Raw genomic sequence first — 12,810 nt, 5'->3', positions numbered from 1 at the left:
GCACAGCAGCTCCGCTCGCGGGACCTCCGAGCGCCAGCGAGGGGGGCCCGTGAGCAGGCGTGCGAGCTCACCGATGAGCACGGCAGCGCCGCGAACGCGGCCGCCGGGCGCCAGTGAGGCGAACTCGTGAGCGAGCGACGAGTGGGGGAGCAGCAGCGCCGTCCGCTGCCCCCCGTGCCGCCGCCCCCCGTCGCGCCGCGCCGGCCCGCCACCGAGCGCCCCCCGGCGCCGGGTGACGGCGGGCGGCGGGAGCCGCCGCCCGCCGAGCGCACCCGCCGGGAGCCACCACCGGTCCCCGGTCCGGGGACCCCGCCGGCCCTGCCGCTGCCCCCACCGCCGTACCCCCAGGCCCCGCCCGGCGGACGGCCACTGCCGCCGGTCCCGCCGCCGGCGCCCCGCGTCCGCGACCTGCCGCCGGTGCCGCCGCCGCGGCGCGCCTCGCGGTGGGTGCCCGGGCCCGACGACACCCAGCTCATCCCGGTGCTGCCCGCGGTGCCGCGCCGGGTCGACGAGACCGACGAGGAGGTCGAGGCCCGCGAGGGCCGGCCCGGCGCCAGCCGGGGCATCCTGCGCGCCGCCGGCACCATGGCGGTGGCCACGCTGGTCTCCCGCATCACCGGGCTGCTGCGCACGATGGTGCTCACCGCGGCGCTGGGCGTCGGCCTGGTCGGCGACGCCTACAACACCTCGAACACGCTGCCCAACATCGTCTACGAGCTGCTGCTGGGCGGAGTGCTGACCTCGGTCGTCGTCCCGCTGCTCGTGCGCGCCCAGGAACGGGACGACGACGGTGGCGCGGCCTACGCCCAGCGGCTGGCCACGGTCGCCACCGTCGGGCTGGTCGTGGTCACCGGCCTGGCGATCCTGGCCGCACCCCTGCTGACCTCGCTGTACGGCCTGGACGGGGACCCCGACCAGTACCGGCTGGCGACCTGGCTGGCCCGCATCCTGCTGGCCGAGATCGTGTTCTACGGCATCGGCGCCCTGGCGCAGGCGATCCTCAACTCCCGCGGGGTGTTCGGGCCGCCGGCCTGGGCCCCGGTGCTCAACAACATCGTCGTCATCGCCACCGGCCTGCTGTTCCTCGCCGCCGTCGGTCCCGGCCCGCTGACCCCGGTCACGATCACCGAGGGGCAGGTGTGGCTCCTCGGTGTCGGCACCACGCTGGGCATCGCCGCCCAGGCGCTCGTGCTCCTCCCGCTGCTGCGCCGGGCCGGCGTCCCGCTGCGCCCGCGCTGGGGACTGCGCAACACCGGGCTGCGCGAGGCCGGCACGCTCGGCCTCTGGGTGATCGGCTACGTGGCGGTCAGCCAGATCGGCGTGGTCGTGGCCACCCGGATCGCCAACGCAGCCGGGCGCGAGGGCGGGCTGGGCTCGATCGGCTTCGCCAACGCCAGCCTGCTGTTCCAGATGCCCTACGGGATCATCGGCGTGGCGCTGCTGACCGCGCTGGTGCCGCGGATGAGCCGAGCCGCCGCACGCTCCGACGTCCCCGGTGTGGTGCGCGACCTCTCCCTCGGCACCCGCCTGTCGGCCCTCGGTCTGCTGCCGATCAGCGCCGCGCTCACCGTGCTCGGCCCGGCGCTGGCCGTCGTCGTGTTCGCCCGCGGCAACACCGACACCGACGACGCCCGGGCCATCGGCGTCGCGTTGGCCGTGGGCGCGTTCGGGCTGCTCCCGATGGCGGTCACCCTGCTGCAGATGCGGGTCTTCTACGCCACGAAGGACTCGCGCACCCCCACCCTGATCCAGGTGGGGATGGTCGCCGTCCGGGTGCCGCTGCTGCTGCTCGTGCCGGTCGTCGTCCCCCCGGAGCGGGTCGTGGCCGGGCTGATGCTGGTCACCAGCCTCACCTACGTGGCCGGCTGGGGGATCGGCCACGCGGTGCTGCGCCGGCGGCTCGGGGGGCTGGAGACCCGCGCCACGCTGGGCCCGGTGCTGCGCACCGCCGCGGTGGCGGTCGTCGCCGGCCTGCTGGGCTGGCTGGCGGTGTCGCTGGCCGACGGTGCCCTGGCCCCGTCGGTGGCAGGGTCGCTCGGCACCGTGCTGCTGGGTACCGTGGTCATCGGCGTCGCGACCCTCGCAGGGCTCGCGCTCGCCCGCGTCCCCGAGGTCCAGGAGCCCCTGGCGGCCGTCCGGGCCAAGCTGGGGCGCAGGTGAGCGGCGTGACGCCGCCGGGGCAACCCAGCCGCCGGCAGGGAGGGGACAGGGGGCCGGGCGCACCGATGACGTCCACGATCACCGGCCTCCCAGACCGCTACCGCCCGATCGACGAGGTCGGCCCCACCGAGACCACCGCCACCGGCGTCATCCACTGCTGGCGGGCCAAGGACCGGATCCTCAACCGCGACGTCGCCATCCGGGTGCACACCCCCGGCGGGCCGGCCGCCCGCGAGTGGATCACCCGCGCGCTCACCGCGGGCGGGCTGGCCACGCCCGCGCTGGCCCTGGTCTACGACGCCGCCGAGGGCAGCGGGGACGGCGCGGCGCCCGGGGGCGCGGCCTACGTCGTCAACGAGTGGATCGAGGGCCGCACCCTCGCCGAGCGCCTGGCCGAGGGCCCGATGCCCGAGCGGGAGGCCCGCACCGTGCTGCGCCGGCTCGCCGAGGGCGTCGCCGCAGCGCACCGGGTGGGGCTGGCCGTCGGCGGGCTCACCCCGGAGACCGTCGTCCTGCGGCCCAACGGCCTGGTCGGGCTGCGTTCGGTGCCGGCCGCCAGCGGCACCGTCCAGGGGGACGTCGCCGCGCTCGGGGAGCTGCTCGAGTACTGCCTCACCGGTCGACGGCCGGGCACCGCATCGGCCGGGCGGACGACGGGGATGCCCCCGGACCTCGCCGCCCTGGTGCGCCGCGCCCGCTCCACCGAGCCCGGCGCGGGCCTGTCCAGCGTCGCGGCCATGGCCGCCCTGCTGGCCGAGCGCCCCCGCACCGGGCACACCGCCGAGCCGCAGCGCGCCCCGGACGAGTCCGACAGCGGGTGGCTGCGCCGGCTGCGCGAGCGCCGCGAGGAGGAGCGCGCGGCCGGGGCGGCCGAGGACGTCGCCGTCGACCCCGCGCCGACCCGCGACGCCTCCGGCGGCGCGTACCCGCCGCTGGACGCCCGCGGCCTGCCGCCCGTCCCCGGCCGTCGGGACGAGGACGACGAGGACGACCTGCTGCCGCTGTCGGACGACGCCGACGACGACGGAGCGCGCCCGCGGGACGGCGGGGCCGGGGACGCGCGCCGGCGCCGCCTGCTCGTCGTCGGGCTGCCGGTGGCGGCGCTGGTCGTCGTCATCGCGCTGGCGGTCTGGCTCGGCAACGTGATCTCGCCCGACGACCTCACCGGTGACCAGGCGCCCGTCCCCAGCGCCCCGGCGTCCAGCGCGCCGCCCGGGCAGGAGACGGCCGGCCCCGGCGACAGCCCGGCACCGACCATCACCGGCGCGACCGTCTACAACCCCTTCGGCGACGGCGACCCCGAGAACCCCGACCAGGTCCCGCTGTCCTTCGACGGCGATCCGTCCACCGCCTGGTCGACGGTGACCTACCGGGGGTCGCCGGCGTTCGGCAACCTCAAGGACGGGGTCGGCGTCCTGTACGACCTCGGCTCGGAGCAGGCGCTCACCGGCCTCGGCGTCGCCGGCACCGCGGGCGCCACCGCGGAGGTCCGGGTCGGCGACCAGCCCGACGGCGACCTCGACTCCTACCGGGTGGTCGCGAGCGGCGAGCTCGGCGACTCGGCCGACCTGTCCTTCGACGAGCCGGTGACCACCCGCTACGTGCTGCTGTGGCTGACCGGACTGGCGCCGTCGGACGGCGGTTTCTCCGCCGAGGTCGCCGAGGTCACCCTCACGCCAGCTGGGTGAAGGACCCGCCTGCCCCCGCCCCTCGCGAGCTCGCGGCGGCCCCCGCAGGGGGGCCGGGCGGGGAATGCGGCACCTACGATCTCCGTTGTGCCGCCCGTGACGACAGACCACCCGACCCCCGGCCCCGCCGTGACGGCGGAACACGTGGATCCCGCCATCCCGCCCGCCGAGCACGACGGCGTCCGCGACCTGATCATCATCGGGTCGGGCCCGGCCGGGTACACCGCCGCCATCTACGCCGCCCGCGCGAACCTGCACCCGCTGGTGTTCGAGGGCTCGCAGTTCGGCGGCGCGCTGATGACCACCACCGAGGTGGAGAACTTCCCCGGCTTCGCCGAGGGCGTCCAGGGCCCGCAGCTGATGGACGACATGCGCACCCAGGCCGAGCGGTTCGGCGCCGAGCTGGTCGCCCGCGACGTCACCGAGGTCGACCTCACCGCCGAGCCCAAGATCGTCAAGGTCGGCGACGAGGTGCACCGCGCGCACGCGGTCATCGTCGCCACCGGCTCGAAGTACCGGTACCTCGGCCTGGACAACGAGCAGCGGCTGCTCGGCCGCGGCGTCTCGGCCTGTGCCACCTGCGACGGCTTCTTCTTCCGCGACCAGGACATCGTCGTGGTCGGCGGCGGTGACTCGGCGATGGAGGAGGCCACCTTCCTCACCCGCTTCGCCAAGACGGTGACCGTCGTCCACCGGCGGGAGGAGCTGCGCGCCTCGAAGATCATGCAGAAGCGCGCGCAGGACAACGAGAAGATCCGCTGGGCCCTGGGCAAGCAGGTCACCGACGTGCTCGGCGAGCAGACCGTCTCCGGCGTCCGGCTGACCGACGTCGGCACCGGCGCCACCGAGGAGCTGCCGGTCGCGGGCGTCTTCGTGGCGATCGGGCACGACCCGCGCAGCGAGCTCTTCGTCGGGCAGCTCAAGCTCGACGACGAGGGCTACGTGCAGGTCGAGCACCCCACCACGCGGACCAACATCGAGGGCGTCTTCGCCTGCGGTGACGTGGTCGACCACATCTACCGCCAGGCCATCACCTCGGCCGGCACCGGCGCCGCCGCGGCGATCGACGCCGAGCGCTGGCTGGCCGCCGCCTTCGGCGAGCGCTGAAGGCGGGCCCCTGGAGGGGCCCGTCTCACCCGGGCATACATGCGCCGCTCGACCAGTTGTCCCCTGACAGACCCACCCGGCCGGAGCCCCTGTGCTCCGGCCGTCCACGAGCTCCGAGGAGAACGACCATGGCAGGCAACACCGTGACGGTCACCGACGCGACCTTCGCCGACGACGTGCTGGGCAGCGACAAGCCCGTCCTCGTCGACTTCTGGGCCGAGTGGTGCGGGCCGTGCAAGATGGTGGCCCCCGTCCTCGAGGAGATCGCCGCCGAGCACGGCGACAAGCTGACGATCGCCAAGCTCAACATCGACGAGAACCCGCAGATCGCCCGCGACTACCAGGTCATGTCGATCCCGACCATGACGGTGTTCCAGGGCGGCAAGCCGGTGAAGAGCATCATCGGGGCCAAGCCGAAGGGCGCGATCCTCTCCGACCTCGCCGACTACCTGTAAGCAGAAGGGCCCTCCTGCCACCCACCGCTCGCAAGCTCGCGGCGGGCCCTGCAGGAGGGCCGTTCCATCAGGTCGCCTCAGGGCCTCCCCCGCCAGCCGGCGGGGGAGGCCCTCGCGCGTGCGGGGCCCCACCGGGCCGCTCGGGCGCCCGGGGACCACAATCGACGCACGATGGCATCCGACAGCAGCATGCAGCCCCTGGGGCCGGGGGACCGTGGCCCCGCCGTGGCCGACGTGCACGCCGCCCTGCGTGCCCTCGCCCTGCTACCGGCGGGTGCCGCGGAGGAGGCATCGCTGGACCAGGCGGTCTACGACGCGGCCACCGAGCTCGCCGTCCGCCACTTCCAGCAGGTGCGCGGGCTCTCCGTCGACGGCCGCGTCGGCGAGGAGACCTACCGTGCCCTGTCCGAGGCCCGCTGGTCCCTCGGCGACCGGCTGCTGCACCACGACCCGGTCCGCCCCATGCGTGGGGACGACGTCACGAACCTGCAGGACCGGCTGCACGAGCTCGGCTACGACGCCGGCCCGGTGGACGGGGTCTTCGGCCCGGAGACCGAGAGGGGGCTGCGGGCCTTCCAACGCGACTACGGCCTGACCTCCGACGGCACCTGCGGGCCGGCCACTCTGCGGGCGCTGCGCCAGCTCGGCCGCAAGGTCATCGGCGGGCGCCCCCAGCTGCTGCGGCAGAGCGCCAGCTTCGTGGAGAGCGGCCCGCACCTCATCGGACGGCGGATCGTCGTCGACCCCGGCCACGGCGGCACCGACACCGGCTTCACCGCCGGGGAGACCACCGAGGCCGACCTGGTGCTCGACCTGGCCTCCCGCATCGAGGGCCGGCTCGCGGCCGCCGGCGCCACCGTCTACCTGACCCGCGGCCGTGACCAGGACCCGTCCCCGGCCGAGCGGACGGCGTTCGCCAACGACGCCCACGCCGACCTGTTCCTCTCGCTGCACACCGACGCGCACAGCTCCGAGCACGCCCGGGGGGTGGCCAGCTACTACTACGGCACCGGCTCGGGGGCCTCCTCGACCGTGGGGGAGCAGTTCGCCAACCTCGTGCGTCGTGAGGTCGTCGCCCGCACCGGCCTGCTCGACCTCGGGTCGCACCCCAAGACGTGGGACCTGCTGCGGATGAGCCGCATGCCCGCCGTCCGGATCGACGTCGGCTACCTCTCCCACCCGGTCGACCGGCTGCTGCTCCTCGACGCCCGGCTGCGCAGCACCGTGGCCAGCGCCGTCCTCGCCGCCGTCCAGCGGCTGTTCCTGCCCGCCGAGGCCGACCCGCCCACGGGCACGTTCATCCTCCCCGCGAAGCGCTGAAGGGGAGGTGCCCAGCCGGACGGGGCTCGACGCGGACCGGGACCGCACCTCGCCGCGGTGTCGTCCGGTAGGACGACGGTGCCATCGTGACGGTTGGGTCCGTCCCGTCCGTGTCCCCGGCAGGTCGGCTCCTCTCGGTCCCTACACTCGGTGTGTGGCCGATCTCCAGCCCGGAACGCCCCCGGGCCCCGGTGTGCACCACCCCGCTCCGCGCCACCCGCGGCTGGACCCGCTGGCAGACCGGTACGCAGCACGCACGCACGGGATGAAGACCTCGGAGATCCGGGCCCTCTTCTCCGTTGTGAGCCGTCCCGAGGTCGTCTCGCTGGCCGGTGGCATGCCCGCGGTCACCGCGCTGCCGCTGGACGCGGTCGGCTCGATGATCGGCGAGCTGGTGTCCGGGATGGGCGCGCAGACGCTGCAGTACGGCTCCGGTCAGGGTGACCCGCGGCTGCGCGAGCGGATCTGCGACGTCATGGCCCTCGAGGGCATCACCGACGCCTCGCCCAGCGAGGTCGTCGTCACCGTCGGCTCCCAGCAGGGGCTGGACCTGGTGACCCGCGTCTTCTGCGACCCCGGTGACGTCGTCCTCGCCGAGGGTCCGTCCTACGTCGGCGCGCTGGGTGTCTTCCAGGCGGCCGAGGCGCGCGTCCGGCACGTCCCGATGGACGACGACGGGCTGATCCCCGAGGCGCTGGAGCAGGTGCTGCTCGAGTGCCGCGCCGCCGGTGACCGGGTGAAGTTCCTCTACACGGTGCCGAACTACCACAACCCCGCCGGCGTCACGCTGTCCGAGCCGCGGCGGCAGGCGGTCATGGAGATCGCCGACCGCTACGACCTGCTGGTCATCGAGGACAACCCCTACGGCCTGCTCGGCTTCGACCGCGAGCCGATGCGCGCGCTGCGGGCCCGCGACGACCGGCGGGTCATCTACCTCGGCTCGTTCTCCAAGACGTTCTCCCCGGGCCTGCGGGTGGGTTGGGTGCTCGCCCCGCTCGCCGTCCGGGAGAAGCTGGTGCTGGCCACCGAGGCGCAGGTGCTTTGCCCGCCGTCGCTGACCCAGTACGCCGTCGCCCGGTACCTGGACACCCAGCCGTGGCGTGAGCAGATCAAGCACTTCGTCGAGCTGTACCGGGAGCGGCGCGACGCGACGCTCGAGTCGCTCGACGCACTGATGCCCCCGGGCACCACCTGGACCCGGCCCGACGGCGGCTTCTACGTGTGGCTGAAGCTGCCGCACGGGCTGGACGCCAAGCTCATGCAGCCCCGCGCGGTCAACGCGCACGTGGCCTACGTGCCCGGCATCGGCTTCTACGCCGACGGGTCGGGTCGGGAGTTCATGCGGCTGTCCTACTGCTACCCCGAGCCGGACCAGATCCGCGAGGGGGTCCGCCGGCTGGCCCGCGTCATCGAGGCCGAGCTGGACCTGCACTCCACCTTCGACGGCGTGGACACCGGCACCTTCCGGGCCGTCCCGGGGCCGCACACCTTCGACCCGATCGTCGGCCCGGCCAACAGCGACCGATACGAGGACCGCCCGTGAGCGACCCTTCGCCCGCACCGACCGCCGGGCAGGAGGCCGCGCCGCACCCGCTGCGCACCGTCGTCCTCGCCGGTGGGCTGAACGTCGAGCGGGAGGTCAGCCTCTCCTCCGGCACCCAGGTGGCCGAGGAGCTCGCCCGCGCCGGCGTGGAGGCCGAGCTGCGCGACGCCGACGCCGAGCTGCTGCCGGGCCTGGCCGCCGCGCCCGCGGACGCCGTCTTCATCGCGCTGCACGGCGCCACGGGTGAGGACGGCGCGCTGCGGGCGGTGCTGGACCTCGCCGGCGTCCCCTACGTCGGCTCACCCGCCGCCGCCTGCCGGCTGGCCTGGGACAAGCCGGCCGCGAAGTCCGTCGTCCGCTCCGCCGGGGTGACCACCCCGGACTGGGTGGCCCTGCCGCACAGCACCTTCCGGGAGCTGGGCGCCGGTGCGGTGCTGGACCTCATCGTCGCCCGCCTCGGCCTCCCCCTCATGGTCAAGCCGGCCTCGGGCGGATCCGCGCTGGGCGTGCAGAAGGTCGGCCGGGTCGAGGACCTGCCCGCCGCCATGGTCAGCTGCTTCGCCTACGGCGACACCGTGATGGTGGAGCGCTACGTCGCCGGCGTGGAGGTGGCGCTCTCGGTGGTCGACCTCGGCGACGGCCCCGAGGCGCTCCCCGCGGTGGAGATCGCCCCCGAGTCGGGGGTCTTCGACTACACCGCGCGCTACACGCCCGGCCTCACCGAGTACCACGCGCCGGCGCGGGTGCCGGCCGAGGTGGCGGCACGGGCCGCGGAGATCGCCGTCCGGGTGCACGAGGTGCTCGGCCTGGCCGACCTCTCCCGCACCGACGCGATCGTCACGCCGGACGGCGAGGTGCACTTCCTCGAGGTGAACGTCTCGCCGGGGCTGACCGAGACCTCGATGTTCCCGATGGCGGTCGAGGCGGCCGGCTCCTCGCTCGGCGACGTCCTCGCCCGGCTGCTGACCCGACGGGCCGCCACCACCCGCTGAAGAAGGACGGAGACCACGGAGGCCTGGTTCCATCCGTGACGGAACCAGGCCTCCGTGGCTACTCCTCGGGACGGCGTCCGGTGATGTCCGGGGCCATCTGGCCGATGATGCGCTGCAGGTCGTCGACGGAACCGAACTCGACGACGATGCGGCCCTTCGCCCGGCCGATCTGGATCTTCACCTTGGTCTCGAAGGCGTCCGAGAGCCGGCCGGCGAGGTCCTCCACGCCCGGCGCGGCGAACTTCCGCGGCCGCCGCTTCGCCGTGGGCTCCTCGGCGACGGCCAGCGCGACCGCCTCCTCCGTGGCCCGCACCGACATCCCCTCGGCGACGATGCGCGCGGCCAGCGACTCCTGCTTCTCGGCGTCGGGCAGGCCGAGCAGCGCCCGGGCGTGGCCGGCGGAGATGACCCCGGCAGCGACGCGGGTCTGCACCTTCACCGGCAGCTTCAGCAGCCGGATGGTGTTGGTGACCTGCGAGCGGCTGCGGCCGATCCGGCTGGCCAGCTCCTCGTGAGTCGCTCCGAACTCCTCCAGCAGCTGCTGGTAGGCCGCGGCCTCCTCCAGCGGGTTGAGCTGGACCCGGTGGATGTTCTCCAGCAGGGCGTCGCGCAGCAGCGCGTCGTCCGTGGTGTCCCGGATGATCGCCGGCACGAACTTCAGGTCGGCGGCGCGGGCGGCCCGCAGCCGGCGCTCGCCCATGATGAGCTCGTAGCCGCCTTCGGGGCGCTCGCGCACGACGATCGGCTGCAGCAGGCCGAACTCGCGGACGGAGTACGTGAGTTCCTCCAGCGCCTCGTCGTCGAAGACCTGACGGGGCTGCTTGGGGTTCGGCACGACGTCGACCACCGCGACCTCGCGCAGCTGCGCGCCGGGGACGCCGACGGCCGCCTCGGCCTGCGCGGCCACCGTGGCCGCGGCCTGGGCCGCAGGGGGGAGCAGGTGGACCGGGGGCGCGGGCGGCGCGGCGGGTGCGGCCTCGTGGTCCGTGGCCTGGTCGGCGCCGTCGTCCGTGACGGGCAGCGGGGTCTGCTCGTCCTCCGGGGCACTGGTGGGGATCAGCGCCGCCAGCCCACGGCCCAGACCGCCACGCTTGCTCATGCTCGCTCCTCAGAGGACGGGGGGACGGGGACGGTTGCCGCGTCGGTGTCGGGGAACGCCGTGCCCACGGGCGCGGCGACGGGGGTACCGGGGGTCGGGCGCGAGGCCAACGGGGGCAGGGAGACGCCGCGGTGGGCCAGCTCGCGTGCGGCCTCCACGTAGCTGGTCGAGCCGCGGGACCCGGGGTCGTAGGTGACCACCGACTGGCCGTAGCCCGGAGCTTCCGAGACTCGCACGTTCCGTGGGATGACGGTGTCCAGCACCAGGCTGCCGAAGTGGTTGCGCACCTCCTCGGCGACCTGGTCGGCGAGCTTCGTCCGGCCGTCGTACATCGTGAGCAGGATGGTCCGGACGGCGATCCCCGGGTTGAGGTGCCGGCGGACCAGGTCGATGTTGTTGAGCAGCTGCCCCAGGCCCTCGAGTGCGTAGTACTCGCACTGGATGGGGATGAGCACCTCGTCGCCGGCCACGAGCGCGTTCAGCGTGAGCAGCCCCAGGGACGGCGGGCAGTCGATGAGCACGTAGTGCGGGCGCTGCTCCGGCGGGAGCTCCTGCAGATAGGTCTCGATCGCCCGGCGCAGCCGGTACTCGCGGGCGACGACGGAGACCAGCTCGATCTCGGCACCTGCCAGGTCGATGGTCGCCGGCACGCAGGAGAGCAGCGGCGTGGCCGTCGTCGGGTGCACCACCTCGGCGAGCGAGCTGTCACCGACCAGGGCGTCGTACACTGACGGCGTCCCCACGCTGTGGTCCACACCGAGGGCCGTGCTGGTGTTGCCCTGCGGGTCGAGGTCGATGACCAGCGTCCGCAGCCCGTACAACGCCAGGGCGACCCCGAGGTTGACCGACGAGGTGGTCTTGCCGACGCCGCCCTTCTGGTTGGCGATGGTGATGACCCGGATGCGACCCGGCGCGGGGAACGGCTCCTGGTCGGCCGCGTGCAGGACCTGGGTGGCCCGCAGCGCCTCCATCGCGATGGGGCTGTCGAACTCGACGGCGGAGGCCGACTGCTCGGCCGTGAGACTGCTCCGCAGCCGCTGGCCCGGGTCGGTCATCTCAGGTCCTTCCTGCCGGTCCGTTTCACGTGGAACGGACGCGGGAAGTCGTACGGGGTTCCACGTGGAACGTGCGTCACCGGGTCCCTCGCGTCATCACGACCACGGTAGTGGCAGCGTCCCCCAGCCCCGCTCCGACAGCCCGTGCGTGGATCTCGCGCATCCCGGCCGCCTCCAGTTCGGGCACCAGCGACGGCAGCTCCTCCAGCGCGCGGGACCCGACGAGAGCGACCAGCTGGGCACCCGGGCGCAGCAGCCCACGGCACCACGCCACGAGCCGGGGCAGGGCCGCCACGGCCCGAGCCGTGACGACGTCCACGGACCCGACCGCGGCGCGCACCGAGCGCTCCTCGGCCCGGCCGCGCACGACGCGCCACGGGGCCCCCAGGTCGGCGACGACCTCCTCGAGGAACTCCACCCGGCGGGCCATCGGCTCGAGGAGGGTGAGCCGGAGGTCCGGCCGGGCCAGCGCCAGAGGGATCCCGGGCAGGCCCGCGCCGCTACCGACGTCGACCACCCGGGCGCCCGCCGGGACGGCGTCGGCGACCGCGGCGCTGTTGAGGACGTGCCGCTCCCACAACCGGGGCACCTCCCGCGGGCCGATCAGCCCGCGGGTGACGCCGTCGGTGGCCAGCCGGGCGACGTAGCGCTCGGCGTCGGCCAGCGCCGGGCCGAACACCGAGCGGGCGACCTCCGGGGCCGGTGGGACGGCTGGGGTGCCCGTGTCGGACGGGGCGGGCTCGGTCACCGATCCGGCAGCACCACGACGCGACGGTTGGGCTCCTCGCCCTCGGACTCGCTGTGCACGCCGGCGACCCCGGCGATGACGTCGTGCACGACCTTGCGCTCGAACGGGTTCATCGCCGACAGCCGCTCCGGCTGCCCACTGCTCGCGACGCGGCGCGCGGTCTCGGCCGCCAGCGAGGTGAGGTCGGCCCGGCGCCGGGCGCGGAACCCGCTGATGTCGAGCATGAGGCGACTGCGGACGCCGGTGGACTGGGCCACGGCGAGCCGGGTGAGCTCCTGCAGCGCCTCCAGGACGGCGCCGTCGGGGCCCACGAGGTCCTTGAGGTCGCCGCCGACGATCGCCACCGAGGCCCGGTCGCCTTCGACGTCGAGGTCGATGTCGCCGTCCACGTCGAGGATGTCGAGCAGCCGCTCGAGGTAGTCGCCGGCGACGTCGCCCTCGCGGACCAGCAGGTCGTCGGCCCCCTCGTCGTCCCCGGCCGGGTCGGCCGGCTCGACGGCGGCGTCGGCCCCGTCCTCGTCCGCGTCGGGCAGGTCCGGCTGCGCCGGGACGTCGGCGTCGGCAGGCGGGCTCAGGACCGCGCCGGAGGTGGCCTCGCTGGTGGGGGCGACCGGCTCGGTGGGGTGCTGTGGGGCGCTCATGG

The 12,810-nt window shown here is 74.8% G+C and carries 11 protein-coding genes; 7 read left to right on the top strand and 4 right to left on the bottom strand.

The window, feature by feature from the left end; translation table 11 throughout:
• Window positions 1-126: 126 nt before the first annotated feature.
• From murJ to ACWIX7_RS13010, 7 genes are all read left to right on the top strand, one after another.
• A complete protein-coding gene (gene murJ, locus ACWIX7_RS13040) occupies window positions 127-2,160 on the top strand; it encodes a murein biosynthesis integral membrane protein MurJ (RefSeq protein ID WP_448621957.1) in 2,034 nt (677 codons plus the stop codon).
• A gap of 65 nt (window positions 2,161-2,225) precedes the next feature.
• A complete protein-coding gene (locus tag ACWIX7_RS13035) occupies window positions 2,226-3,848 on the top strand; it encodes a hypothetical protein (protein WP_448621956.1) in 1,623 nt (540 codons plus the stop codon).
• Between the two features lie 96 nt (window positions 3,849-3,944).
• Window positions 3,945-4,955, top strand: coding sequence for a thioredoxin-disulfide reductase (gene trxB, locus ACWIX7_RS13030; RefSeq protein WP_448621955.1), 1,011 nt, complete (start codon window positions 3,945-3,947; stop codon window positions 4,953-4,955).
• Window positions 4,956-5,083: 128 nt separating this feature from the next.
• Entirely contained in the window at window positions 5,084-5,410 is a 327-nt protein-coding gene (gene trxA, locus ACWIX7_RS13025) for a thioredoxin (protein ID WP_448621954.1), read from the top strand.
• A gap of 171 nt (window positions 5,411-5,581) precedes the next feature.
• Window positions 5,582-6,730, top strand: a complete 1,149-nt coding sequence (locus ACWIX7_RS13020) for an N-acetylmuramoyl-L-alanine amidase (protein ID WP_448621953.1) — start codon at window positions 5,582-5,584, stop codon at window positions 6,728-6,730.
• Window positions 6,731-6,884: 154 nt separating this feature from the next.
• Complete coding sequence (locus ACWIX7_RS13015) at window positions 6,885-8,273, top strand: aminotransferase-like domain-containing protein (RefSeq protein ID WP_448621952.1); 1,389 nt, start codon at window positions 6,885-6,887, stop codon at window positions 8,271-8,273.
• Window positions 8,270-9,265, top strand: coding sequence for a D-alanine--D-alanine ligase family protein (locus ACWIX7_RS13010; protein WP_448621951.1), 996 nt, complete (start codon window positions 8,270-8,272; stop codon window positions 9,263-9,265). Before ACWIX7_RS13015 ends, ACWIX7_RS13010 begins: the two co-directional genes overlap by 4 nt.
• Before the next feature lie 58 nt (window positions 9,266-9,323).
• Here ACWIX7_RS13010 and ACWIX7_RS13005 read toward each other — a convergent pair whose 3' ends face one another.
• From ACWIX7_RS13005 to ACWIX7_RS12990, 4 genes are all read right to left on the bottom strand, one after another.
• Window positions 9,324-10,364, bottom strand: coding sequence for a ParB/RepB/Spo0J family partition protein (locus ACWIX7_RS13005; RefSeq protein ID WP_448621950.1), 1,041 nt, complete (start codon window positions 10,362-10,364; stop codon window positions 9,324-9,326).
• Complete coding sequence (locus tag ACWIX7_RS13000) at window positions 10,361-11,419, bottom strand: ParA family protein (RefSeq protein ID WP_448621949.1); 1,059 nt, start codon at window positions 11,417-11,419, stop codon at window positions 10,361-10,363. The genes ACWIX7_RS13005 and ACWIX7_RS13000 overlap by 4 nt, the downstream gene beginning before the upstream one ends.
• Window positions 11,420-11,495: 76 nt before the next feature.
• Complete coding sequence (gene rsmG, locus ACWIX7_RS12995) at window positions 11,496-12,167, bottom strand: 16S rRNA (guanine(527)-N(7))-methyltransferase RsmG (RefSeq protein WP_448621948.1); 672 nt, start codon at window positions 12,165-12,167, stop codon at window positions 11,496-11,498.
• Window positions 12,164-12,808: a Jag family protein gene (locus tag ACWIX7_RS12990; protein ID WP_448621947.1), complete on the bottom strand. Its 645-nt coding sequence runs from the start codon at window positions 12,806-12,808 to the stop codon at window positions 12,164-12,166. Before ACWIX7_RS12990 ends, rsmG begins: the two co-directional genes overlap by 4 nt.
• Window positions 12,809-12,810 lie beyond the last annotated feature (2 nt).

The organism is Geodermatophilus sp. URMC 65, from assembly GCF_053502545.1.
The sequence above is the reverse complement of the archived record's forward strand: the minus strand, read 5'-3'. Positions and strand labels throughout refer to the sequence as shown.

Excerpts from the sequence above, each read along its gene's own strand:
- ACWIX7_RS12990 (WP_448621947.1), bottom strand. The coding sequence starts at position 12,808 with ATGAGCGCCCCACAGCACCCCACCGAGCCGGTCGCCCCCACCAGCGAG.
- ACWIX7_RS13035 (WP_448621956.1), top strand. The coding sequence starts at position 2,226 with ATGACGTCCACGATCACCGGCCTCCCAGACCGCTACCGCCCGATCGAC.
- trxA (WP_448621954.1), top strand. The coding sequence starts at position 5,084 with ATGGCAGGCAACACCGTGACGGTCACCGACGCGACCTTCGCCGACGAC.
- ACWIX7_RS13000 (WP_448621949.1), bottom strand. The coding sequence starts at position 11,419 with ATGACCGACCCGGGCCAGCGGCTGCGGAGCAGTCTCACGGCCGAGCAG.
- ACWIX7_RS13020 (WP_448621953.1), top strand. The coding sequence starts at position 5,582 with ATGGCATCCGACAGCAGCATGCAGCCCCTGGGGCCGGGGGACCGTGGC.
- ACWIX7_RS13005 (WP_448621950.1), bottom strand. The coding sequence starts at position 10,364 with ATGAGCAAGCGTGGCGGTCTGGGCCGTGGGCTGGCGGCGCTGATCCCC.